This is a genomic window from Desulfoprunum sp., from assembly GCF_053613775.1.
On sequence record NZ_JBSHXH010000008.1, the window covers coordinates 293,150 to 315,985 of the forward strand.

Annotated in this window: 18 protein-coding genes and 2 pseudogenes; 12 read left to right on the forward strand and 8 right to left on the reverse strand. The window is 57.8% G+C overall.

From position 1 onward, the window contains the following. Nucleotides 1-203: 203 nt before the first annotated feature. The gene (gene gabT, locus ACWGKN_RS16170; protein ID WP_452095632.1) at nt 204-1,508 is read left to right on the forward strand and encodes a 4-aminobutyrate--2-oxoglutarate transaminase; all 1,305 of its coding nucleotides are present in this window, start codon (nt 204-206) and stop codon (nt 1,506-1,508) included. A gap of 20 nt (nt 1,509-1,528) precedes the next feature. Next, nucleotides 1,529-3,295: an aldehyde ferredoxin oxidoreductase family protein gene (locus tag ACWGKN_RS16175; protein WP_452095633.1), complete on the forward strand. Its 1,767-nt coding sequence runs from the start codon at nt 1,529-1,531 to the stop codon at nt 3,293-3,295. 104 nt (nt 3,296-3,399) lie between these two features. On the opposite strand, the gene ACWGKN_RS16180 is transcribed toward ACWGKN_RS16175, so the two are convergent. The 4 genes from ACWGKN_RS16180 to ACWGKN_RS16195 are packed head-to-tail and all read right to left on the reverse strand — an operon-like array spanning nt 3,400 to nt 6,487. After that, complete coding sequence (locus ACWGKN_RS16180; RefSeq protein ID WP_452095634.1) at nt 3,400-3,870, reverse strand: GtrA family protein; 471 nt, start codon at nt 3,868-3,870, stop codon at nt 3,400-3,402. A 45-nt stretch (nt 3,871-3,915) separates the two neighbouring features. After that, nucleotides 3,916-5,490 (reverse strand): ArnT family glycosyltransferase, encoded by a 1,575-nt coding sequence (locus ACWGKN_RS16185; RefSeq protein WP_052160176.1) that lies wholly within the window; start codon nt 5,488-5,490, stop codon nt 3,916-3,918. Continuing rightward, nucleotides 5,472-5,762, reverse strand: a complete 291-nt coding sequence (locus ACWGKN_RS16190) for a lipid-A-disaccharide synthase N-terminal domain-containing protein (protein WP_424253968.1) — start codon at nt 5,760-5,762, stop codon at nt 5,472-5,474. The genes ACWGKN_RS16185 and ACWGKN_RS16190 overlap by 19 nt, the downstream gene beginning before the upstream one ends. A gap of 14 nt (nt 5,763-5,776) precedes the next feature. Further along, entirely contained in the window at nt 5,777-6,487 is a 711-nt protein-coding gene (locus ACWGKN_RS16195; RefSeq protein WP_035231674.1) for a glycosyltransferase family 2 protein, read from the reverse strand. Nucleotides 6,488-6,927: 440 nt separating this feature from the next. Here ACWGKN_RS16195 and ACWGKN_RS16200 point away from each other — a divergent pair, with 440 nt between their 5' ends. The 3 genes from ACWGKN_RS16200 to ACWGKN_RS16210 are packed head-to-tail and all read left to right on the forward strand — an operon-like array spanning nt 6,928 to nt 11,719. Continuing rightward, nucleotides 6,928-9,627 carry a glycosyltransferase family 39 protein gene (locus ACWGKN_RS16200; RefSeq protein ID WP_452095635.1) on the forward strand — a complete coding sequence of 900 codons (2,700 nt, stop codon included), beginning with the start codon at nt 6,928-6,930 and terminating at the stop codon, nt 9,625-9,627. Continuing rightward, nucleotides 9,624-10,304: a response regulator transcription factor gene (locus ACWGKN_RS16205; RefSeq protein WP_035231633.1), complete on the forward strand. Its 681-nt coding sequence runs from the start codon at nt 9,624-9,626 to the stop codon at nt 10,302-10,304. Before ACWGKN_RS16200 ends, ACWGKN_RS16205 begins: the two co-directional genes overlap by 4 nt. Then, entirely contained in the window at nt 10,301-11,719 is a 1,419-nt protein-coding gene (locus ACWGKN_RS16210) for a sensor histidine kinase (RefSeq protein WP_035231635.1), read from the forward strand. The genes ACWGKN_RS16205 and ACWGKN_RS16210 overlap by 4 nt, the downstream gene beginning before the upstream one ends. Before the next feature lie 195 nt (nt 11,720-11,914). Here ACWGKN_RS16210 and ACWGKN_RS16215 read toward each other — a convergent pair whose 3' ends face one another. Next, entirely contained in the window at nt 11,915-12,994 is a 1,080-nt protein-coding gene (locus ACWGKN_RS16215; protein ID WP_035231637.1) for a helix-turn-helix domain-containing protein, read from the reverse strand. Between the two features lie 10 nt (nt 12,995-13,004). Next, nucleotides 13,005-13,283 carry a type II toxin-antitoxin system RelE/ParE family toxin gene (locus tag ACWGKN_RS16220; protein WP_424253959.1) on the reverse strand — a complete coding sequence of 93 codons (279 nt, stop codon included), beginning with the start codon at nt 13,281-13,283 and terminating at the stop codon, nt 13,005-13,007. A gap of 593 nt (nt 13,284-13,876) precedes the next feature. On the opposite strand from ACWGKN_RS16220, the gene ACWGKN_RS16225 reads away from it, so the two are divergent. The 7 genes and pseudogenes from ACWGKN_RS16225 (at nt 13,877) to ACWGKN_RS16255 (ending at nt 21,602) form a co-directional block, all read left to right on the forward strand. Next, nucleotides 13,877-14,167: a hypothetical protein gene (locus ACWGKN_RS16225; protein WP_052160178.1), complete on the forward strand. Its 291-nt coding sequence runs from the start codon at nt 13,877-13,879 to the stop codon at nt 14,165-14,167. 95 nt (nt 14,168-14,262) lie between these two features. After that, on the forward strand, nt 14,263-14,619 hold the full coding sequence (locus ACWGKN_RS16230) for a hypothetical protein (protein ID WP_452095636.1): 357 nt from the start codon (nt 14,263-14,265) through the stop codon (nt 14,617-14,619). A 123-nt stretch (nt 14,620-14,742) separates the two neighbouring features. Further along, nucleotides 14,743-15,984, forward strand: coding sequence for a cytoplasmic protein (locus ACWGKN_RS16235; RefSeq protein ID WP_424253955.1), 1,242 nt, complete (start codon nt 14,743-14,745; stop codon nt 15,982-15,984). A gap of 120 nt (nt 15,985-16,104) precedes the next feature. Further along, the gene (locus ACWGKN_RS16240; protein WP_452095637.1) at nt 16,105-17,433 is read left to right on the forward strand and encodes a DUF6880 family protein; all 1,329 of its coding nucleotides are present in this window, start codon (nt 16,105-16,107) and stop codon (nt 17,431-17,433) included. 51 nt (nt 17,434-17,484) lie between these two features. After that, a pseudogene (locus tag ACWGKN_RS16245) lies at nt 17,485-17,736 on the forward strand (winged helix-turn-helix transcriptional regulator); the annotation flags it as partial. Nucleotides 17,737-18,057: 321 nt separating this feature from the next. Further along, entirely contained in the window at nt 18,058-18,477 is a 420-nt protein-coding gene (locus ACWGKN_RS16250) for a (deoxy)nucleoside triphosphate pyrophosphohydrolase (protein WP_035231654.1), read from the forward strand. Further along, a pseudogene (locus ACWGKN_RS16255) lies at nt 18,474-21,602 on the forward strand (DUF3427 domain-containing protein). The gene ACWGKN_RS16250 and the pseudogene ACWGKN_RS16255 overlap by 4 nt, the downstream one beginning before the upstream one ends. Nucleotides 21,603-21,749: 147 nt before the next feature. Here the strand turns inward: ACWGKN_RS16255 and ACWGKN_RS16260 are convergent. Together ACWGKN_RS16260 and ACWGKN_RS16265 are read right to left on the reverse strand one after the other, a co-directional pair. Next, nucleotides 21,750-22,277, reverse strand: coding sequence for a DUF6691 family protein (locus ACWGKN_RS16260; protein WP_035231656.1), 528 nt, complete (start codon nt 22,275-22,277; stop codon nt 21,750-21,752). Beyond that, nucleotides 22,274-22,801 (reverse strand): YeeE/YedE thiosulfate transporter family protein, encoded by a 528-nt coding sequence (locus tag ACWGKN_RS16265; protein ID WP_424253950.1) that lies wholly within the window; start codon nt 22,799-22,801, stop codon nt 22,274-22,276. Before ACWGKN_RS16265 ends, ACWGKN_RS16260 begins: the two co-directional genes overlap by 4 nt. Nucleotides 22,802-22,836 lie beyond the last annotated feature (35 nt).

Consider the following 22,836-nt stretch of genomic DNA (forward strand, 5'->3'; position numbering starts at 1 on the left):
ATGAATATTGATTCGTATCCGGATCAGTCCTGGTCTGCCGCGGCCCGATCCGACATCCCTCTTTCGGAACGAAATCGGGATCCCCTTATGGCTCATGTCGGTGGCATATATCTTGCAAACACATGGCCGACGCCATAGCCGCGCCGGGGCCCCATCGGCCTGCCGGCGACAGATTATTCAATACACACTCGAGGAATGATATAATGGGTACAACCAACAGCAGTCTCCACGAGCTTCGCAACCAGGTTATCGCCAAGGGCAATGTCAGCGGCACCGACCGCTATATCGCCCACGCCCGGGGCGCGGTGCTGACCGATGTCGAAGGCAACGACTATCTCGATTTCGGCGGCGGCATCGCGGTCATGAACGTCGGCCACTCCCACCCCAAGGTGGTGGCCGCCATCAAGGAGCAGGCGGAGAAGTTCACCCACACCTGCTTCATGGTGACTCCGTACGAGGGGCCGGTCCGGCTGGCGGAAAAGCTGATCGCCGCGGTACCGGGGGATGGGCCGAAGTCGGTCATGCTGGTCAACAGCGGCGTCGAGGCGGTGGAGAACGCGGTCAAGATCGCCCGCTACTCTACCGGGAAACCGGCGATCATCGTCTTCGAGGGCGCCTTCCACGGCCGGACCCTGATGGGCATGTCCCTGACCTCCAAGGTCAAGCCGTACAAGATGGGGCTCGGCCCCTTCGCCCCGGAGGTCTACCGGATGCCGTACGCCTACTGCTACCGCTGCCCCTACGGCCGCGAATACCCCGGCTGCGATGTCGAGTGCGCCGATAAACTGAAGGATTTCTTCGTCAACCACGTGGCGGCGGAGCAGACTGCGGCGATCCTCTTCGAGCCGGTCCAGGGCGAAGGCGGCTTCATCGCCCCGCCGAAGGAGTTCTTCCAGAAGCTCCAGGCGATCTGCCGGGAGAACAATGTGCTGATGATCGCCGACGAGGTGCAGAGCGGCATGGGCCGGACCGGCACCATGTTCGCGATGGAGCAGTACGGGGTCGAGGCCGACCTCACCACGTCGGCCAAGAGCCTGGCCGCCGGCATGCCGCTGTCGGCGGTGGTCGGCAGGAAGGAGATCATGGACAGTGTCCACGCCTCGGGCATCGGCGGCACCTACAACGGCAATCCCCTTTCCTGTGCCGCGGCCCTGGCCGTCTTCGAGATCTTCGAGGAGGAGCAGCTGCTGGACAAAGGCAAGAAACTCGGGGCGATGCTCCGGGAGAGCCTCCTTGCGATGCAGCGGGAATGCGACCTGGTCGGCGATGTCCGCGGCCTCGGGCCGATGGTGGCGATGGAACTGGTCACCGACCGGAAGACCAAGGAGCCGGCGGCCGCCGAGACCAAGGCCCTGGTCAAATACTGCCTTGACCGCGGTGTGATCATCCTCGCCTGCGGCGCCTACGGCAACATCATCCGCTTCCTGATGCCGCTGGTCATGACCGAGGCGCAGCTGCAGCAGGGGATCGACGTTGTCCGTGAAGGTCTGGTCGCGGTCCGTTCATAACTGATAAGGAGGAGCAGCCGATGCATGGTTTCTATGATCGGATTCTGACGATCGATCTTTCTTCCCGGAGCTTCGTCATCGAGAAGGTCGCCGACCAGGTCCTGCGCCAGTGTCTCGGCGGCAAGGGACTGGCCACCCGGCTGCTCCTCGAGCGCAACCCGGCGGGGGTCGACCCGCTGGCACCCGACAACCACCTGATCTTCGCCACCGGGCCGTTCTGCGGCGGCCGGCTGTGGGGCGGCAGCCGCTACGGGGTCTTCACCAAGTCGCCCTTGACCGGGTTCTATGCCGAATCCTATTCCGGCGGCAAGGTCCCCGAGGCCATCGACGCCGCCGGCTTCGACGCCATCGTCCTCCATGGCCGGGCCGACCGGCCGACGGTCCTGACCGTCACCCCCGAGGGCGCCGGATTCCACGACGCCGGCGACCTGTGGGGAATGGAGACCTTCGCCGCCGAGGCGGCGGCGGTGGCCCGCTTTGCCCCGAATCGGGAAGGCTACCGCAAACCAGGCGCGGTGGTGATCGGCCCGGCCGGGGAAAACCTGGTCCGCTACGCCATCATCGCCAACGACAAGTGGCGCTGTGCGGGCCGGGCCGGAGTCGGTACGGTGATGGGCGCCAAGCTCGTCAAGGCCATCGTCTTCCAGGGCGACAGCAAGCGCCGGTACGCCGACCCGGAGGGCGTGGCCGAATACGCCGGAAATTTCTCCCGGACCAACATGGAAAACCCGGGCGTCAAGGCCTACAAGCGCCTCGGCACGACGATGATGGTCGCCGCAATGAACACCGCCGGGGCCTTCCCGGCCCGGTACTGGAACCAGGGCTCGGTGGAACACTGGGAGAACCTGAGCGGCGAGAAGTACCATGAGGAGCACGAGGTCAAGGCCCATGCCTGTGCCAAGTGCTTCATGGCCTGCGGCCGGCTGGCGAGGCTGAAGAAGGGGCGACACAAGGACCTGCAGCTCGAGGGGCCGGAGTACGAGACCATCTACTCCTTCGGCGGCCTGTGCATGATCACCGAGATGGAGGAGGTGGCCTACCTCAACGACCTCGCCGACCGCCTCGGCATGGACACCATCACCGTCGGCAACCTCTGCGCCCTGGTGATGGAGGCCAGGGAGAAGGGGCGGATCGACTACGCGATCGACTACGGCAACGCCGACCAGTTGGCGGTGCTGATCAAGAAAATCGCCGCCCGCGAGGACATCGGCGATATCCTCGCCGACGGCATCATCGCCGCCTCCGACCACTTCGGCCTCACCGATCTCGCCATCCATGTCAAGGGCCTGGAGCCGGCCGGGTACGAACCGCGGGTGCTGAAGGGCATGGGCCTGACCTTCGGCACTTCGCCCCGCGGCGCCTGCCACCTGCGGACCACCTTCTACAAGCCGGAGCTGTCGGGGATGATCCCGCCGGCCCAGATCGAGGACAAGGCGGCGATGCTGATCGAGTTCGAGAACCGCCTCAACATCTTCGACACCCTGGTCCTCTGCCGCTTCTACCGTGATCTCTATCCGTGGGCCGAGCTGGAGAAGTCGATCGCGCTCGTGACCGGCATCGTCGGCCGGGAGGAACTGGAAAAGATCGCCGTCCGGGTCACCGACATGACCCGGCGGTTCAATATCCGCGAAGGCCTGACGGCGGCCGACGACCGGCTGCCTCCCCGCCTGCACAAGGAAAAACTGCCCGACGGCCGGAGCCTCACCGCCGAGGAGATGGAATATCTGTTGCAGGATTACTATCGGCTGCGGGGCTGGGACGAAGCCGGGGTGCCGGCGCAGGACTGACGCCTCGCGCCTCTCATTTCTCGCCGCTTGCCTCCGCTCGACCTCGCCGTCCGTGGCGATGCGGGGGCGGCGGCAGCCTCCGCCGGTCCCGTCCCGGGACCTAATCATCCGAGAAAGATCAAATATTTCCGCATCACGTAATTGATCATCACCGCCGATACCAGGTTGGCGCCGAACGCAAACGTGGTGAGCAGATGAAAACGCCGGATCAGCAGCCCCATCAGCATGGTGCCGATGGCCATGCTGATGCCCGATACCAGATAGAACAGCAGGATTTCGACCGCCAGCGAATGCCGTCCCCGTTCGAAAACCCAAAGGATGTTGATCAGATAGGCGACCATGTTCGAGAACAGAAAGGCGATGACGTTGCCGAGCATCGAGTTGCGGGCGCGGCTGTAATCGTTGACTTCCCGGATCTTCAGCCCAAAAAACCGGACGGCGTAATCGTTCGGCTGCAGCGACGGGAAGACCTTCCAGGCGACCAGATGAAACAGGGCGATATGGGCGGCGGTGGCGACCCCTCCGGCGATGACGTACCGGATGAACTGGATGAGGGCGGGATGAGTGCCGGGCATGGGTTGCCTTCAATATTTCGATGTAATTTTCCGGGCGAATCCCGACTACTCCGAGGAATACAATCGACGACGGAACATGAGCCATTTATCCCTGTAGGGCCGGGCTCCTTGATCCTGACCAAACTGAGCGAGGAATTCTCTGTCGGCAAAGACCAGGCAGTAACCGGTCGGATTCCGTCTCGACCAGACCTGCAGTTCCGGAACCGTATCCAAGGCCGTGACCGGTCGCGTCAGACGGGCGGCGAAGTGGAACTGATCCGCAAGATCCTTGGGATAGACAGCGATTGGTTTTCCCTCTCTCTCGACCTGGGATACCGCGGTGATCATGTCGCTCGGGTTGAACAGCGTGGCGACCGACTGAGACAACACCAGGTGTAAAAAAATGAGATGGAGAAGCACCGAGGCGGCGATGATCTGAGGCCCATGATCGGGCTTCGAACCGACGAGCCATACCAGGATGCAGCCGGTGAGGAGTGGGACGAATGCCGCCGACCATGGGATATAGTGCACGATGGTCGCTTCCCGTCCCAGAACCGGCAGGGTCGGAAGCACCACCAGGGCCACGGCCAGAATCGTAAAAAACAGCAGATAGGGCCAACGATCATACCGTTTTGGCCCAGGTGAAGCGGCTGCAATCCGACCCAGGACGATTGCGGCTATTGGCAGCAGGGGCAGGAGATAGTGGATCTGTTTGCCGCTGACGATGGAGAGGGCAACAAAGGACGGGACCAGAATGGAAAGGCAGAATCGCAGCGAATTATCTCCCTGGATTTTCCAACCCCGCCAGAAAGGCAGCCATAGCGACCATGGAAACAGCACCAGAGGCAGCAGCAGGAGATACCAGTACACAGGCCGACGATGGGCGAACGACTGCACCATGCGTCCGGCGGTCTGACGGAACAGGATGGCCTGGCCATACTCCTCTCCCCCTGCCACAGCGGCCGGAATTGCCCAGGCCAGGGCGACCAGCACGCCGATACAGAGAGCGAGGACAAAACCTCCGTACCAGCGCCACCAGTTGCCGGTAAAGGTCCACAGCGGGGCGAGGAGTATCGGGGGGGCGACATAGACGAGAATCACCGGCCCTTTAGCCAACAAACCCAGCCCCAGGACCAGACCAAGGAGAAGCCAGGTACCGCGGCCGCCGTTTTCTGCCCGGGTCAGAATCAGAAGATAAGCGGCAAGAGTGAAGAAAACGATCAGTGTGTCGAACATGGTGAGTGTAGAGAAGATGCTCCATACACCCATGCTGAGAAGGATCAGGGGAGCGGTCTGCCCGACAGCGGGAAGGGCAGGCCACAGAACTGTCGCGATACGTCTTATCAGGAACAGAGAGGCGAGCCCGAACAGTGGCGGCGTGAGTCGCGCCGACCATTCATTGACGCCGAAGAGCCACCAGCCAAGATGAATCAGCCAGAAGAGAAGCGGCGGCTTATGGCTGTATGGCACTCCATTGATATGCGGGACGAGAAACTGATTGCTGTGCCACATCTCCCAGGCAACTGAAAGATAGCGGGTTTCATCGATGGGCAGCGGAGGGCGGGAGAGAAGGGCGGATGCCACCAGCCCCGCCCACAGGAGCAGCCAGCGCAGGTCGGTTTTCAGGAGATTCTTGCACATGTCCTGGTCTGCCGTGATTCGCCCCGGATAAAATGGAGATTTCGCAAATAAATAAAGATACCGGTCAGCTGCCCTAAGATAAAAACAGGATCACGGCGATTCAGGGCATAGGCCAGGAGTATCGTGCCCCCGAGCAGGCTTAAATGCCAGAATGCCGTCGGGACAACGCTTTTTTTCAATCTCTCGCTCACAAACCATTGCACGACAAACCTGCTGGTGAAAAAGGCCTGTCCGGAAAAACCGACAATGAGCCAGATTGTTGACTTGTCCATATTCTCGTGTCCTTTTATTTGACAGCCTCATTGTCAATCCTTCGATGCCCCAGCCACACAACCCCCAAGAGGTCAATAATTCCTTCCATAAGCCGATCGAGCGATCCGTAATGTGACGCCCCGCTTTTGCGAGGGCGATGATGCACATCCAGGGAAACAACTGTTCCTCCCCTTTGACAGGCTAAAGCCGGGAGGAATCGGTGCATATGATCGAATGCCGGAAATTCGAGGAAAAAATCACGGGGAAAGGCCTTGATGCCGCAGCCGCTGTCCGGCGTTTTATCATGTAAGATGCCCCCGCGGACACTATTCGCTATCTTCGAAGAAAATTTCCGCCACATCGAATCACGGCGCCGGTGCCTGTTGCCGATGATGACGCAACGGGGAGTTCTGGAGGATGTCTGCCGGTAACACGCCACAAGTGCCTCGATATCAGCGGGGTCGTTCTGGCCATCACCGTCGAGGGTTACGATTAGTGGATATCCGGCCGCCCGTACCCCCTGCAGCACGGCGCCGCTCTGGCCGCCTCTTCTCTTCAGCCGGATGATTCTCAAGACCGGATACTCGTCAATCGACTTTCTCAGCAGTGATTCCGTGTTATCGGTGGAGTGATCATCGACGACAATCACCTCATAGTCGTATTTTCCGTCCAGACATTGACGAATTTCCACCAGCAGAGGGATGATATTGGCCTCCTCGTTGTGGACAGGGATGACAATCGTCAACCCGGGATGTGCTTTCCGGCTATCTGGCACTGCCATAACCTGTTGAGCCCACGGTTGCCGATATTCACATCGGGAGAGAGTGCCGGCGGGGGTATTCATTGTTCAAACGGTTCCTTACGCGTCGATCTGTGTCAATGTCCGGTTCGGCATAACCTGCCAGTATCCGATACGCCTTCAGAAATCGCCGGCAGCCGATGATGCGTCAAAGTGCCACATGGTTTCCGGGATATAGTATCAACCGAAAATGAAGATTTGATGAAGGCGCCAACACCCATCCGCCCTTGAGTTCATCCCCCTTCAGTCAATTTCAGCGTTCATACTTCCCGTCCGAAAAACCGGCCTTCGCCGGTCATTGCGGTTCATCATTTCTTCATCTTCATCGATTACCCTGCAATCCGTAGCACGCAAGGCATACGGTAACCAATGCAGGGAGGTACTCCATGAATTCGATTTCAATCATCATTCCGACCAGGAACGAACGGGACAACATCGTCCCCTTACTGGAGCGGATAACCACGGCTGTCTCCGCTTTGGCGCATGACACTGAAATTGTTTTTGTCGACGACGGCTCGACCGACGGCACACGGGCGGCAATCAACGGCTACAAGGGACTTTTGCCGGTGCGGCTGATCTGCCGGGACGATGAAACCGGCCTGGCCAGCGCGGTCTGCGCCGGCGCCCGGGCGGCGGCCGGTGACCTGCTGGTGGTGATGGACGCCGATCTCAGCCACCCGCCCGAGGTCATCCCCGACCTGCTCCAGCCCCTGCTCGACGGCAGCCGGGATATGGTTGTCGGCAGCCGCTACATCCCCGGCGGCTCCACCCCGGAGTGGCCCTGGACGAGGAAGGCCGCCTCGCGCCTCGCCACCCTGCCGGCCCGTCTGTTCACCGCGATCCATGATCCTCTGGCCGGCTTTTTCTCGATCCGCCGGGATTTCCTGCTCGCCGTCCGGCAACCGGTCACCGGTTTCAAGATCGCCCTGCAGATCCTGGCCACCAGTCCTGACCTGCGCGCCGCCGAGGTCCCGATCACCTTTATCGACAGGACACAGGGCATTTCCAAGATGAACAGCGCGGTCGTCGTCGAGTATCTCAAGCAGTTGGCCGCCCTCGGCGGTCTGCCGCTCGAGGCGGTCGGCAAAAAGGAGCTCGCCACCCTGGCGACCGGCGTCGTCATCCTCGATTTCCTCATATTTCACCTGCTGCAGTACAACGGCTTCGAACTGGGGGTCGTCCATATCTTCAGTTTTCTGCTGGCCTGCAATCTCGGCTACATCATCACCGCCACCACCACCGACGATCCCCTCTCCTATTTCCGGCCCGCCGCCCTGCTGCGCTACCAGTGCATCCTGCTGCCGGTCCTGTTCCTCCGTGGCGGCATCATGGCCGCCATGGCGCCATGGTTCCCCGGCTGGTCATGGCTGCTGTCGGTGGCGGCCGCCTGTTACAGTCTGTGCGCCGCGACGGCCGGGTTTCTCCTGGTCTCAGGCAACAGGAACAGGGCCTGCGGCCCGGTGAACCGGCGCTTGGCGATGCTGCTCATCGTCGCCTATACCGTCATCCTCCGGCTCCTCTACTTCGGGACCTTCGAACTCACCCAGGAGGAGGCCTATTACTGGAACTACAGCCAGCACATGGCCATGGGCTATCTCGACCATCCCCCAATGGTGGCCCTGCTGATCTGGGTCGGCACTCATCTATTCGGCAATTCCGAGACAGGCGTCCGCGTCGGGGCCTTGGTGTGCTGGATTATCACCGCCTGGTTCAGCTACCGCCTCACCCTTTCGGCCTTCGACCGGAAGATCGCCCTCAACAGCCTGGTGCTGATTGCCGCTCTGCCGCTGTTTTTCGGGACGGCCCTGATCATGACCCCCGACGCGCCCCTGATCGCCTGCTGGGCCGGGACGTTGTTCTACCTTCATCGCGTCCTGATCGATGGCGACCACCGTTCCTGGATCGGAGTCGGGGTCTGGCTCGGCCTCGGCCTGCTCTCGAAATACACCATCATCCTCCTCGGACCGGCGACCATCCTGTTCATGGTGAGCGATCCCCGCTCCCGCCGCTGGTTCGGCAGCTCCCGGCCCTATCTCGCGGCCGGGACGGGGCTGGCGGTTTTTTCGCCGGTTATCTTATGGAACTATCGCCATGCCTGGGCGTCGTTTCTGTTTCAAAGTCAACACCGGCTTGCCGATCAGTTCATGTTTTCCACCCCGGAACTGGTAGGCTCCATACTCCTGCTGCTGACCCCGACGGGTCTGTTTGCCGTCTGGGCTGTCGGTTACACCCACCGCAAACTGGAATCGAGTGTTGCCGCCCATGTGGCTGATCGCCGTCGTCGCCACCGGCTGTTCGCCCTCTGCATGGCGTTTGTGCCCCTCTCCGTCTTCGTCTTCTTCAGCTTTTCAAGGGAGGTCAAGCTGAGTTGGGCCGGTCCCCTGTGGCTGGCCTGCATTCCGCTGATGGCCTCGTCACTGCCGACCAGTGATGCGGACGGCAGGACCCGATCTGTCGTCCAGCGGGCATGGTCGGTCACCCTTGTTTGCCTGGTCCTGGGCTATGGCCTGATTCTCCATTATTTCTCTCTTGGTATTCCCGGTATCCCGTTCAACACCGGCGCCTTCCTGTTCGGCGGTGAGGATCTGGCCGACCGGGTCGAACAGACCGTCAGGCGGGTCGAGGCCAAAAGAGGTGCGCCCCCCGTCGTCATCGGCATGGACAAGTACCAAATCGCCAGCGGCCTGGCGTTTTACCGGGCGAAGATGTTCAATCCCTCGGAACCGGGTTCGTCGCCCCAATCGGCTCCGGAAACAACCGGACGACATCTCTTCAACCTGGACTCGTTGATGTACGCCTTCTGGCAGGCGCCGGCGGCCCTGACGGGCAGGGATCTGCTGGTCATCGCCGACGAAGAGGAGAAACTCGACAATCGGCTCTTTGTCGGGAGGGCAAAAGAACTCGGCAAAATTCGTTCTTTCCCGGTAAAAAAACACGGCAAGGAGGTCGGCGTGTATTATTATCGACTATTAACCCGGTATCGCTCCGACGGGCCTGTCGACCACGGCGCCGGGACCACCCCTCGCTCCGCCATTGCCGTCAGGCCGATTTTTACGGCAGCAGCCACCAACACCAGGCGGTTATGAACATTCTGATCATCGACGATGAACCCTATCTGCTCGAAAAGCTCGGCTCGGTGCTGACCGGTGAGTTTTACTCCGTCGCAACGGCGGGGGACGGAAGGGAAGGGTTGGACAAAATCTGGAATGACACCTACGATCTGATCCTTCTCGACATCATGCTGCCGGGCATGAGTGGTTTCGAGATTCTGGCGGAGATCCGGGCCGCCGGGATCCAGACCCCCGTCCTGATGCTGACCGCCAAGGGCGACATCGACGATAAGGTCAAGGGGCTCAATCTCGGTGCCGACGACTATCTGGCCAAGCCGTTCTCCCTGGCCGAACTGCTGGCCAGGGTGCGGGCCTTGATCCGGAGGGGGAAAACCGGCAGTCCGATGATCGAGATCGGCACTCTCCGCCTCAACACCATCAGCCGGGAGGTGACCAGAAACGGCGCACCCCTCATCCTCACCGCCAAGGAGTTCGCCATCCTTGAATTCCTGATGCACAACCGGGGCCGGGCGGTATCGCGGTTCACCCTGGCCGAGCATGTCTGGGGCGACAATTTCGATCCGTTCAGCATGTCGAACTTCATCGATGTCCACATGAGCAAGCTGCGGAAAAAACTGAACATCCCGGAGGACGAACCGTTGATCAGGACGGTCAGGGGGGTCGGCTATCTCATCGACAAGGAAGGAACATGAGAATCCGAACCAAGTTCACCCTCTGGATCTCGCTGGTTTCTCTGTCGACGACGATCGTTGCCGCGTTCTTCGTCTACATCGAGTTGCTCGAAGAACCGTACAAACTGATCGATCGCGAACTGTACGAAGTGGCCGGTGCCGCCCTCAACGTCGTGGATTTTTCCCATCCCGCCGAGACCGGAGGGAGGCTGCAGAAACTGGACTACCATATCAACAGGTACTGGTTCAAAATGATCGATAGCAACGGCAAAGCGCTTTTTTCTTCGCCACTGGCCCGGCTGTTCGATATCCCGCGCCGATCGGATAAAGGGAAATTTTTCATCAGGCAGAAAATATCTCTGGCTCAATTGTGGATAGATCCTGGAGATCTTGACGAATTAAACGAGGTTACCGATGATGTCGTCAATTTTCGGGTGGTGACGGTGTCACGGGACACGCCGAGCGGAACCTTTACGGTGATGATCGCCAAGCCGCTGCTGTTTTTCGATATTGAACTGCAGGAGTTGCGGTCAAGGGTTGCCTGGGGTATCTGCGTCGCCGTCGTCTTGGTCTTTCTGGCCAGTTATTTCCTGGCGGGACGGCTGCTGCGGCCGATATCGACGATCAACCACCATATCCGGATGATCCGTGAACATTCGCTCGACCGGAGGATCCCGCTGGGCGACAGTCGCGATGAGCTGCACGTCCTGTCGACCTCGCTCAACAGGATGTTCGATCGCCTGCAGTATTCGTTCACCCAGCAAAAAGAGTTCATCGGCAATGCCGCCCACGAACTGAAGAGTCCGCTGACCATCCTGATGCTCGGCCATGAAGAGTTGCTGGCCGGCGACCCCCCGGAAAAGGTTCGCCAGGAGTTGGAAAAACAGCTCAACACCATGCGCCGGCTGAGCCGACTGGTCCGCGACCTCCTCGATATCTCGAGGTTGGAGCAGGGAGAGACCTGCCACCGTCAACCCGTCCGGCTCGATCAGCTGATCGGTCAGGTGGTCGAGGATTACCAGGAAATGCTGCAGGCGCGGCGGATCAGCGTCGAGATCGACACGGCTGCGGCGAGTCTTGCCGGTGACCCGGAACAGCTGCTGCGGCTGCTGATCAACCTGATCGACAATGCCATCAAGTACAATCTGGCGGCCGACGGCCGCATCGTTCTCCGGACGGTGAAGAGCAACGGGCAGATGGTGTTGACTGTCGCCAATACCGGTCAGACGATCCCCGCCGCTGATCTGCCGCGGATCTTCGATCAATTTTACCGGGTAGAGAAATCCCGATCCCAGGCGTATGGCGGCTCGGGCCTGGGCCTGACCATCGTCAAACGGATCGTCGAACTGCATGGCGGGGGAATCGAGGCGGCCAGTCGGGATGGTTGGACCACGTTCACGATCACCCTGCCTGACCTGTCGGGTGAGGAAATTTGAGCGCGGCCTGGGAAAGAATTACATCATACCGAATCGATGAGCCATAGATCAGGAAATACATCACAGAGCAACACAAACAATATCAGCTCTGAAACAGTTCATAGTTTGTTGGGATATTGAGTAATTGCGAATGGATATGGTTGCAAAGCACTGTATCGCAAGGCGCCGCTGTTACGATGCGCCGAGCATCAGGCGTCACTCTCTCCATTCGAGTTTTCTGATCAGATTTCGAAAAACATGCCAGTTGCCGGTCAGAAACTGATATCGCCCGGCAACGATACCGGGAGCAATTCCGAGTTCGTCGGCCAGGTCAATGACCTCATGGGCGGTTTGAAAAATGCTGATTTTGTTGTTAAAGCGAGAAGGGATCAGTGTCTCCGCCGCGAACGCATCGGCCTGTTTTTCACGAGGGTCACCATCGCTCCCGTCATTGATAAGGAGGTCTTTTTTCTTATCCTTTACGACGTGGCAAGCTTCATGAAAAAATGAAAACCAGAATTTGTCTTCACCCTTGCCGCGTAAGTTGAGAAGGATCATAGCCTTGTTTGGGGTCAGCCACTTGGTTGCTCCATTCCAGGGCACTTTTTTCATTTCACGGACGAGAGCCACGGCAACTCCCGAAGCAGCGCACAGCTCTTTCATTCTGGGTACGAAAACACCAGGACCTTCACACGTGAGAACGCGGATTTCCTGGAGAGTTTGCTGGAATCGCGATTTATGAAAAGGTGCGCAGTCAATCTGGTGAGCCTGAAGTTCTCCCTGCCGAATCCAGGAGGCTGCCGCTCCCGGTTGAGAATCAAAACATTTTGATCTTCTGGCGGCAACCTCTGGGGTTTCCCAGATTGCATGCCAGGCATGAACGCTGCTCACCCCAAAAAACGATAAAACGTTACGCAACAAACTCACCTCGTCTTGATTAGCCTCCAGATACCCCCGCTCCATCAATTCTTTTGTGGGAATGGTTTTGAGCCATGTTTTTTCCGCATCAAGTCGCTGTCTTTCTTCAAGCTTGGCGAGTTGCTCACGATACTGCGCTTCGAGATTGTTCCACATTCCAGCCGGCACTTGGGTAACTAATTCCAACCGATTAGCGGTCTCGTATGAGATTGGTTGATTGCCCTTGAAGATGCGGGTCAAGGTTTGCTCGGTCAACCCCGTTCTTACCGCCAGCTCTTTCTGGGTCATCTCCAAGGATTCCATGACTTCCAGCAATGTGGCTCCGGGGGAGGTGGCGTAATCAGGCTCAAATTCGTATTTTTTCAGTGCTTTCAACATGGCACCCTCCTTATTCGTTATGGGTGTCGGTAACTTCTATGATTTCGATCTCTGTGACTTCTTCCCTTGCCAACCTGCCATCACGTAAAGGGATTGGCTCGTTGGCGGGAATGAAAATGAGGCGGTACGGGTGTTCCAGATCAACGGACAACTGCCCTTTTCTGTTGTTTGTCAGTTCGTGGCACCTGGCTGGCGGTAAACGAGAGATGTCGGCAAGACTATCGGCTGCCCTTAACTCAGTCATCCGTTGTTGGAGTTTCAGTCCGCGTTTGGCACCCAGGTGCTTCATGCTTTCCTTGGACTCAGAACAGATTTTCTGCAGCTTTCTTGTCCTGAAGAATATACGCATACCTCTCGCTCAAATCAATATATTTATTAACATGATGTGTTAATAAAGTTTTCAACCTTGCCGTTGGTCATCGCATGCCGCGAGACATGGAGCCATTGGTTGGTCATGTTTCCATTCTGAGATCTTTTAGGGACGGGAGTGGTGTTTTCTCTCACAACACAATGAGTGGAGAGACCCCTTCTGGAGATAACTGGGATTGATCTGGATCAGCGGTTCCGGCCAGTAACGGCCGGCATTGTATTGTTTCTCGACTTCTTCAGTGATATCATGTGCAGATATTTTGCTGAAACTGCGAGAAAAAACAGAATATTCATCGATGATTTTATCGCGAAAGGCGAAAACGTTTTGCATTTTTTCTCCAGTTTTGATTTTCTCGAGATTCAGGAGGGATGTCTTGCTGGACTGACCCAAACAGTCTTCTGTTAAATCACTTATTAGTCAAGAGAAACTGCTCCTTAGGCCTTTTTGGTAGAGAGCATGATTGCGATAGGCGATCAAGCGGCAGGATCCTGAACTGGCTTTCTTCATCGGCGATGGCCCAGGCCCGGATCATTCACTGCGGGGACTATGATCCGGTCGGGCTCGATGAATATCTGCGATTGAAAACCGCCTGTCCCGAACGCGCCGGACTCTATCTGCCTGCCGATCTGGATGACCTCTTTTCCCGATACGGGAAGGGGGAGATTCTTCTGGGCAGCAATGGTGCAATCCTGGCTCGGCTCAGGAAAATTGAAGATCAAGAGGTCCGTCGGATTGTCGAACTGATGGACCGGCATGGCGTTGGCTTGGAGCAGGAAGTATTGCTATTGAGTTATGTGAGGTAGGTGAAGATGGCAAGGAAACCCCAAAAAGGCGATGCCCCGGCCGAGTTGCTGTCGGCTGCATCACACAAAATTCTATCGAAAAATACAAGGCCTTCATGGAACTGTGCAGTGCCGAAGAATGGAGTCTTTTCGAGCCGCAACTTCTCCTGCAGTTGAAACATGCCGGACAAGGTAACCGGCTGAAAATCAGCATGCATCGCAAGGAGTATGATGAGGCCCTGGCTATCCTGACCAGCGGACGCTATCCCATGTCGTCCTGGGGCGGCGATTATCAAATCCAGGTGGCCCAGAAGCTTGAAAAGCGCTACCCCGAGGAAATTCTCAAATACTACCTTTCCGGTTTGGGTGATTTGGACCGCAATGCAGACCGTAAAGAGTACACTCGTAAGGCCAAGATAATGGTTAAAGTGCGGCATGTGCTGGTCGACGTGGTCGGCGATGCAGCCCGCTGAGAAAAGTTCGCACGCAAGGTCAAGAAGGATAATTTCCGGCGACCGGCATTTCAGCAGGAGTTTGCTCAGGTAGTACCGGGCTGGCGGGAGTTGATCGGATAGGTTGGGAGAGGAGAACATTTCATGAACTCACGAAGCACCAATGAACATCAGGATCTCAAAGCCTTGGACGAGATGATCGAGAAGATCACTGTCGACGCCTACGGTGACCACGAGCAGCTCTGGGCCTTTCGGCAGGTCTTTGAGGATGACATCGACCTGCCGGCCGATGGCTTTGTCATCGGTGAGCCGATTTCGGTGCTGGAAATAGACTACGACGGCAATGAGCGACGCGGTTTGACGGCACGGTGTCGCCGGGAAGATGGATCCGAACATACGGTTGCGGCGTCCGAGGTTGTATTTCCCGTTGGCTCGGCAGGTGCATGGCTCATCGCTGCCTATCGCAGGTGGCTCAACATCGATCCCTTCCCTGCTCAGGAACAGGCCCCTTACGGTCGCAAGCGGCAGCACAAGGCAACAACCGATGACCTCGACCTGAGCCAACCGGTCGATCTGATCGTGCTCTCGGTGAAGGAGCGGACTGTTCGGTGCCGCCTGCCGGGAAGCGAAAGGGCTATTACCTTGCGTCCAAGCGGCCTTGGGGACGTGGTTCCTGGTGAGATTGTCACAGTCAAGCCACGGAAGCAGTGGCGTTATGCCGGTCATCCCTATCTCTCCGGAGAGATACATTCGACCCGTCTTGAAGCGGAAGCGCTTCATCTGGTACCTCTCGGTCTGCAGGAGATCGGCGTGTGGGATCCCAAAGAGCACTATTGGGGTGAAGAAAACGATCCTATCGAACCTTGGGCCAAGCCCATCATCGCTCATGGACCTCGCCCTGAGTTTGAGATGGAGCAGGTGTTGCCCGGCCAGGACCCCGACGATCCTTTTGACGACCCCATCACTCAGGCTGACGATTTGATGGAGGCTGGTGAACGGGCAGAGGCGATAAAAATCCTGATGGATCTGTGTCAAGCCGATCTTCGTTGTCTCGATGCCCATTCGCATCTGGGCAATTTCATTTTTGATCATTACCCACAGGATGCAGTGCGGCACTATGAAGTTGGTTTGCGTATCGGTGAACTTACTCTGGGAAAAGGCTTCACCGGCGTTCTACAGTGGGGCTATATCGACAACCGTCCGTTTCTACGCTGCATGCATGGCTATGGATTATGCCTCTGGCGTCTTGGGCGCTTTGACGAGGCCCTGTACGTTTTTGATCGGATGCTCTGGCTCAACCCTTCGGACAACCAGGGCGTGAGGTTTCTCCTCGAAGAGGTGAAATCAAAGACCGCCTGGGAGGATTGTCAGGGCGCATGGCGTTGATTTTGTCGGCTTCGAAAAAGTTTGCCGGCCGACGATTCAGCGTTGTAACACAATGACATATCGTGTTGCTCCTGCAGTGCTTGTGGTTTTTGCGAGGTCATCAATATTGAGGGCAGTACCGTGACACCGAGAAAGAGAAAGCAGATCGACCCGTTCGAGCAGGCTATCGAAGCGGCCTTGTCTCCCGGCACCTACATCTCTTACGGAGCCGCCTCGTCATTCGTGGATAATGTGCAGGATGTTGCCGATGACATTGTAAAAATCATGAAAAGCGAGCCTGGGCGGGCAGCGCTTCTCTTTGAGACGTTCATCGGCGCCTGCCATGAAAAAGCCGATGAGATCGACGATTCCGGCGGTGATTTCGGCATGCTGGTTGAAGGTCTGTTCCTTGATTGGATCACATCCCGCAAGGCAGCCAACCATGATCCGAATGAGACCGCAAAGTCCCTGCTCTCCTGGATGGAGGTCGATCCCTATGGGTTTTGTCATGACCTTGATCGTCAGGTCGTCAAGGTGCTCGATAAAAAAGGTTTGGAGGCTTTCGTTGGCCAAATTCGTGCCAAGTTCGAATCCGCTCCGAGCCTGGACGAACAACGCTATCCCGGATACACTCGCCGCAGATGGGGCGGTGCGCTGAAGACCCTGCTCGCCGGCCAGGGCGATGTCGAAGCCTATAAAGCATTTTGCGAGCAGACTGAGTTCGCTGCCAAGGACTGCCTGGCTATAGCTGATATATACCAAAGTCGGAGGCGACCTGAAGAGGCACTTGCCTGGGTCGAGCGAGGTCTGGCGATTGCACGATCGGGCAACCAACGATCGAGTGAAGACCACGAACTCCACGCGATGGAGCGAGCACTGCTGGCCAAAATCGGCCGACCGGCAGATGCACTCCAATCGGCCTGGTCCGAATTTGAGGCACACCCATCCACATTCACATACAAGGAGTTGATGCGCTACGTACCGGTCAACGAGAAAAAGACCTGGCACCAGAAAGCCATGGAGGCATCAGAGAAGGGGGACCTGACCTCTCAGATTGAACTCTGGTTGAAGAAAAAAGAGATGGATCGGCTCGTATCACGCCTGCGCAGGGCAACGGCGAAGGAGTTGGAGGCTCTCGGCCATTCCACGACCGGACCATTGGCAGGCAAGCTGAAGCGGGATCATCCTGATGTCTCGGCCAGATTATATAGTGCGCAGTGCATGCGGGTCATCAATGCGGGCAAGAGCAAGTACTACGACGCGGCGCTCGACAACATCGAGCGTGCCAGGAAATGCTACGCCAAAGCCGGCCTTAATGACGACTGGCGGGCGGTGGTTGCCGATGTGCGCCAACGGCACTTCCGCAAGAAGGGATTCATGGCCGGATTCGAGGAGATCGTTACCGGCGCACCCAGGAATGTTGAGCCGCCTTTTCTGGAACGGGCAAAGGCACGGTGGCTGAAAAAATGAGTTCGAGATCCCTGCAAAAAGGACAAAAGGGATTTCTGCGAAAACCTCAATATCAGCGGTCTCGGTCGGGCGGCGGCATCGACCCTGCAGGTCCACCGGGCGCTGATGGAGCATCCCATCGCCACCTCGGGCTGGCTGGTGGAGAAGACCGGCATCACTCCGGCCACGGTCAACAAGGCGCTCGGGCATCTGGAGCAGCTCGGCATCGTCAAGGAACTGACTGCCCGGAGGCACAACCGCCTGTTCAGCTACGCAGGCTATATCGCGATCATGAGTCGCGGCACGGAAATGCCGGGAAGGTAGGTCTAGTCGATTCAGGTTTTCGGAATTGACTTGGATGTACGGAGAAACAGGTCCAGGGGTTGTGGCAAGGCCTCTGGTGTCGGGTTTCGCTGCAAACCCGGTATTCTCGTCCGGAGCTTGGAAATCGGGAGAGAAAAGTTGCTTCCCCGGCGGGAACTTGGCGGCTGACTTGGCTTCCTATTTGAAGCTATTGTTTCTCAATGTGTTACGGGGTAGTTTGAGGCTGGAGACTGGTTTGCGGTGGTGAGCTGATTGCTTCACCATTTAAAAAAAACAAACCCGTTCAACCAATAACCGATGGCTCATATGTCAAGGTAACTTATGGTAGCCACAGACATTAAGCATATTCACGTAACCTGCGCCATTATCGAGCGTGAGGGGCTCGTTCTTGCCGCGCAGCGGAGTGCGATTATGTCGATGCCGTATAAGTGGGAGTTTCCCGGCGGCAAGATCGATCCCGGTGAATCAGCGGCACAATGTCTCCGCCGTGAAATATTGGAAGAGTTGGGTATTCAGATTGTCGTTGGGGAAAGTCTTCCTGCCAAAACTCACGATTATCCGACGTTCACGGTTACTCTCTATCCATTCGTTTCGGCTATTGAGACAGGGGAGATGGCTCTGCATGAACATGTGGCGATTACATGGTTACCTCCGGATAAACTGCACACTCTCGATTGGGCCGAGGCCGACCTGCCGGTGATCCGCTCATATCTTGATGAATGCAGGGCTGCCGCTTCATGAAGTCGTTACCTCACGGCATCTATGAAGCCCTTCTTGATGAGTTTCTCCGCGACACTCTCGCCAGGCATCCTGAGGTAAGGACAGTTTTCGGCAAGATCGACCTGGAAGAACAGCCAGGCCTGTATGCTGCATTTGTGGCCAAGGTGCTGGAACAGGCGCTGCGCGAGGAGGCCGACCCGGAAAAACGCCTCGCCCTCGGCAATTGGATTCTCGGTCGCGTTGCCGATGAACCCGGGCGGGGCCATCTGGAAAAACATCGCCTCGTTGCCCAGCCAAAGCCGATTCTCCTGGAAATCACTCCCCCCAATTACGGCACAACCACTATCCCCCGGCCGCATACTCCCCTGGCAGAGAGCAGTCTCTTTACCGGCTCGCCCCAGGAACCGCAACTGGCCCATGAACTGCATGAGGAGATGCGCTCCGCTGATGGAGTCGACATCCTGGTGTCCTTCATCAAATGGTCGGGGCTGCGGTTGCTACTGCCCGCGTTTGAGGATCTGCGCGACCGTCGTGTCCCGGTGCGCCTGCTCACCACGTCCTATATGGGGACCTCCGATGCCCCCGCCGTGGAGTGGCTGGCCCGGATGCCGAACGTCGAGGTCCGCATCTCCTACGACACCGAGCGGACCAGACTGCACGCCAAGGCCTACCATTTTCGCCGCAACAGCGGATTTTCCACCGCCTATATCGGTTCGGCCAACATGTCCCATGCCGCCATGACCAGTGGGTTGGAATGGAATCTCAAGGTCACCGCCCAGGATCTGGGCCATATCCTCGACAAGTTTTCGGTCGAGTTCGAAACCTACTGGAACAGTCGCGAGTTTGTCCCATTTGATCCAGAGCAGCCACTGCTGTTCCGCACCGCCATCGACCGCGCCCGCAATCCCCGGCAACACGGCCCGATGGTCTTCTTCGACCTGCAGCCCCACCCGTTTCAGGAGCGCATCCTCGAAGCGTTGGAGCGGGAACGCGATTGCCACGACCGCCGCCGCAATCTGGTCATCGCCGCAACCGGTACAGGCAAGACCGTGATTTCCGCCTTCGACTTCAAATGCTTCTAAGAGCGCAAGGGGCGGCAGGCCCGGCTCCTGTTCGTCGCCCACCGCCAGGAGATTCTTCAACAGGCCCAGGCGACCTTTCGCCATGTGCTGCGTGACCAGAACTTCGGCGAATTACAGGTCGGCCAGTTTCAGGCCAGTCGCCTGGAGCACCTGTTCTGCTCCGTTGGGATGCTGGCAAGCCGGAAACTGTGGGAGCAGGTGGGCAGCGGCTTCTACGACTACGTGGTCATCGATGAGGCCCATCATGGCACTGCCTCCAGCTACAGGCCGATCTTTGACCACTTCGCCCCCCAGATCCTCCTTGGTCTGACCGCCACCCCGGAGCGGATGGATGGCGGCAATGTGGCGGCCGATTTCGGCAACCGTTTCGCGGCGGAGATCCGCCTGCCCGAAGCCCTGGCAGAAAAACTCCTCTGTCCCTTTCACTACTTCGGCGTTGCCGATCCGATCGCCCTCAGCGGCGAGCAGTTCTGGCGCAACGGCCGGTATGATACTGCCGCCCTGGAACAGGTCTATGTACTGGATCATGCCCGGGCCGGACAGCGCGTCGATGTCCTTGTTGAGGCGCTGAGCCGCTACGAACCCGACCTGAACGCAGTCAAAGGGATCGGTTTCTGCGTCACCATCAGGCATGCCCGGTTCATGGCCGAGCAATTCACCGCAAGGGGGATACCCTCGGGGGCCGTTGTCTCCGGCGTCGAAGACGATCGATGCCGGGAACTGCTGGCAGCCCTGAAAACCGGGAGGCTCACCTTTCTCTTCACCGTCGACAAACTGAGTGAAGGCGTCGATGTCCCCGAGATCAACACCGTCCTGTTCCTCCGTCCCACCGAGAGCCCGACTGTCTTTCTGCAGCAGCTCGGCCGCGGCCTGCGTCACGCCCCCGGCAAAGATTGTCTCACCGTGCTCGACTTGGTCGGCCAGGCCCATCGGCGTTACCGGGCGGACACCAAGCTCAAGGCGCTGATGCCCCGGCACCGCTTTTCCATCGACAGAGAAGTGGAGCTTGATTTTCCTCATCTCCCGGCTGGTTGCTCCATTCAGCTCGACCGTCTTTCCCGCCGGTATGTTCTGGAGAATATTCGGGAGAACTTCGGCCGATTGGCCGTGCAGGTTCCCGACCGCCTCCAGACCTTCACCAGCGAGACCGGCCAGGAATTGATCTTCGGCAATTTCATCCGCTATCACGATTACGAGCCGGAGGTATTACTGGTAAAGGAGTCCTGGTCAGGGTGGAAGGCAAGGGCACAACTGGGACCAAAGCCCGTCGACCCGGATCTGCTGCGGCTGAAAAAGACCCTGCTGCGCGCAATAACCATCAACGGCCCGCATGAGATAGTTTTGTTGCGCGCGGTTCTCGGCAAGGTTTCCCAGGGGGCAATCGACGAAGCTCTGGCCCTCGCCGGTGACTCGGTGATGTCAGTCTACTATCGGATCTGGGGAGATAAAGGGCGCAATCTTGGCATCACAAGCCTTGCTGATGCGTTTCGCCGCCTTGCCGCCAATCCGTCGATTCTTGCCGATCTGGACGAAATATTGCGCTGGTCCCTGGACACGACCGAGATCAGCGGACACATACCGGAATCGCCTTTTGCCTGTGCGCTTGAACTGCACGCCCGGTACAGCGGTAAGGAGATCCAGGCGGCCTTCGGCAAGGCGACACTCGAGACCGCCGGGCAGACTGGGGTGGGGGTGTTGCATTTCCCCGGGGTGAAGGCCTATGCGCTGCTGGTCACCTTTCAGAAGACCGAAAAAGAGTTCTCGCCGAGCACCATGTATGCCGATTACCCCATCAGCCGGGAATTGATGCATTGGGAGTCGCAGGCCAATACCGCGCAACATCACGCCGACGGGCAAAATCTGATTCACCACCGAGAGCGTGGCTACTCCATATTGATTTTTGCACGAGGCCAGAAGAAACGCAACCGGGCCACGGTGCCGTTCACCTATCTCGGGCCGGTGGATATGGTGAGCTACGAGAGCGAGCGGCCGATCAGGATGGTGTGGCGGCTCAGGCACACGATGGCAGTCGAGATGTTCGAGGATAATCGGCGGGGCGGGTAGGTGGTTCAATCTTCCGACGCGAGCTTTGCCCGACGATCCCGAGCCGATCCCCTCAAACCGCCGGATCGAAGTCAACCGTCTATCTCTCCGCAGCGTTCACTCTGGGCACGAACTATGGCAAGCGGCGTTACCAGGCCTGCGACGAGTCTAAAGGTTCTTTTTTTCAAAGAAGAGGAACAAACCGGCGCCCGCAAGAATAAAAACGGGAATAACAACCCAGTGATTGACGTGCAGCACGCCCGGCAAGGTAATCTTGCCAAGATCGCCCCAGATCAGCAGGCTCTGTTTCATCCAAGGATAGGCCTCGGCGTACAACGCTCCTCCGACAAGCATGCCGAGCACGCCCCAGACACCGTCCCAACGCCCTTCACCAATGGCACCGATGGCGGTCCCGGGACAGTACCCCAACAGTCCCCAACCGATACCAAAAAGCAATCCCCCGCCAATAGTGGCCCCCAGGATCGTGGATTTTACTGAAAGCTTGGCAAGACCCAGATCGGTGAGAAGATAAATTCCCACGGTCCCAACCAGGATGGCAGTGAACATAAATTTTACAATCGTCATGTCCAAAAGGCGCAACGCACCGATTTGTTTGTCATATCGTAAGACTTTTCCTCGCTGCAGAAAAAATCCGAAAAGAATACCGGTGACAATCCCATAAACGAGCTCGCTCATCGCTTTTTACCTCCCAGGTACAACAGATTGGCACTGATCATCCCGCCGATAAAAAAACAGATCAGCGCTATGAAACTGCTGATCGCCAGCTGAGCCAGACCGCTCAGCCCGTGACCGGATGGTCAGCCATCGGCGAGACGGGCGCCGAACATTGCCACTGTGCCGCCGATAAAGGCGACAGTTCCTCGCAAGGCAACATTCGAGCCGAATTTTTCCTGCCACATGTCTGGAATAGTCTGTGCCTTGTAGGTCCCGGAAATTTTAGCCGCAATGAATGAGCCGATCAGGATGCCGATAACAAACATCCACTGCCAATCGATTTTGGGTGTGGTCTTTGTAAAATATTCTATCCGGGCAACACGTTCAGCGCTGAATATTTGTTCAATCAAGCCGGCAGACCGTGCAAATGAAGTAGAAGCGCCAAAATAATTCCCCGTCATGAAGACCGACAACACCAGCACAAGGCCGGCGAATGCCCCGGCGAGATAGGGACTCCAATAGTTACCATCTCTCAATTGTCTCATAATGGATCCTCCTTGATGTGTTGGTGCAATCTCGT

Excerpts from the sequence above, each read along its gene's own strand:
- gabT (WP_452095632.1), top strand. The coding sequence starts at position 204 with ATGGGTACAACCAACAGCAGTCTCCACGAGCTTCGCAACCAGGTTATC.
- ACWGKN_RS16175 (WP_452095633.1), top strand. The coding sequence starts at position 1,529 with ATGCATGGTTTCTATGATCGGATTCTGACGATCGATCTTTCTTCCCGG.
- ACWGKN_RS16180 (WP_452095634.1), bottom strand. The coding sequence starts at position 3,870 with ATGCCCGGCACTCATCCCGCCCTCATCCAGTTCATCCGGTACGTCATC.
- ACWGKN_RS16185 (WP_052160176.1), bottom strand. The coding sequence starts at position 5,490 with ATGTGCAAGAATCTCCTGAAAACCGACCTGCGCTGGCTGCTCCTGTGG.
- ACWGKN_RS16190 (WP_424253968.1), bottom strand. The coding sequence starts at position 5,762 with ATGGACAAGTCAACAATCTGGCTCATTGTCGGTTTTTCCGGACAGGCC.
- ACWGKN_RS16200 (WP_452095635.1), top strand. The coding sequence starts at position 6,928 with ATGAATTCGATTTCAATCATCATTCCGACCAGGAACGAACGGGACAAC.
- ACWGKN_RS16205 (WP_035231633.1), top strand. The coding sequence starts at position 9,624 with ATGAACATTCTGATCATCGACGATGAACCCTATCTGCTCGAAAAGCTC.
- ACWGKN_RS16210 (WP_035231635.1), top strand. The coding sequence starts at position 10,301 with ATGAGAATCCGAACCAAGTTCACCCTCTGGATCTCGCTGGTTTCTCTG.
- ACWGKN_RS16215 (WP_035231637.1), bottom strand. The coding sequence starts at position 12,994 with ATGTTGAAAGCACTGAAAAAATACGAATTTGAGCCTGATTACGCCACC.
- ACWGKN_RS16220 (WP_424253959.1), bottom strand. The coding sequence starts at position 13,283 with ATGAAGCACCTGGGTGCCAAACGCGGACTGAAACTCCAACAACGGATG.
- ACWGKN_RS16225 (WP_052160178.1), top strand. The coding sequence starts at position 13,877 with ATGGCCCAGGCCCGGATCATTCACTGCGGGGACTATGATCCGGTCGGG.
- ACWGKN_RS16230 (WP_452095636.1), top strand. The coding sequence starts at position 14,263 with ATGGAACTGTGCAGTGCCGAAGAATGGAGTCTTTTCGAGCCGCAACTT.
- ACWGKN_RS16235 (WP_424253955.1), top strand. The coding sequence starts at position 14,743 with ATGAACTCACGAAGCACCAATGAACATCAGGATCTCAAAGCCTTGGAC.
- ACWGKN_RS16250 (WP_035231654.1), top strand. The coding sequence starts at position 18,058 with ATGGTAGCCACAGACATTAAGCATATTCACGTAACCTGCGCCATTATC.
- ACWGKN_RS16260 (WP_035231656.1), bottom strand. The coding sequence starts at position 22,277 with ATGAGCGAGCTCGTTTATGGGATTGTCACCGGTATTCTTTTCGGATTT.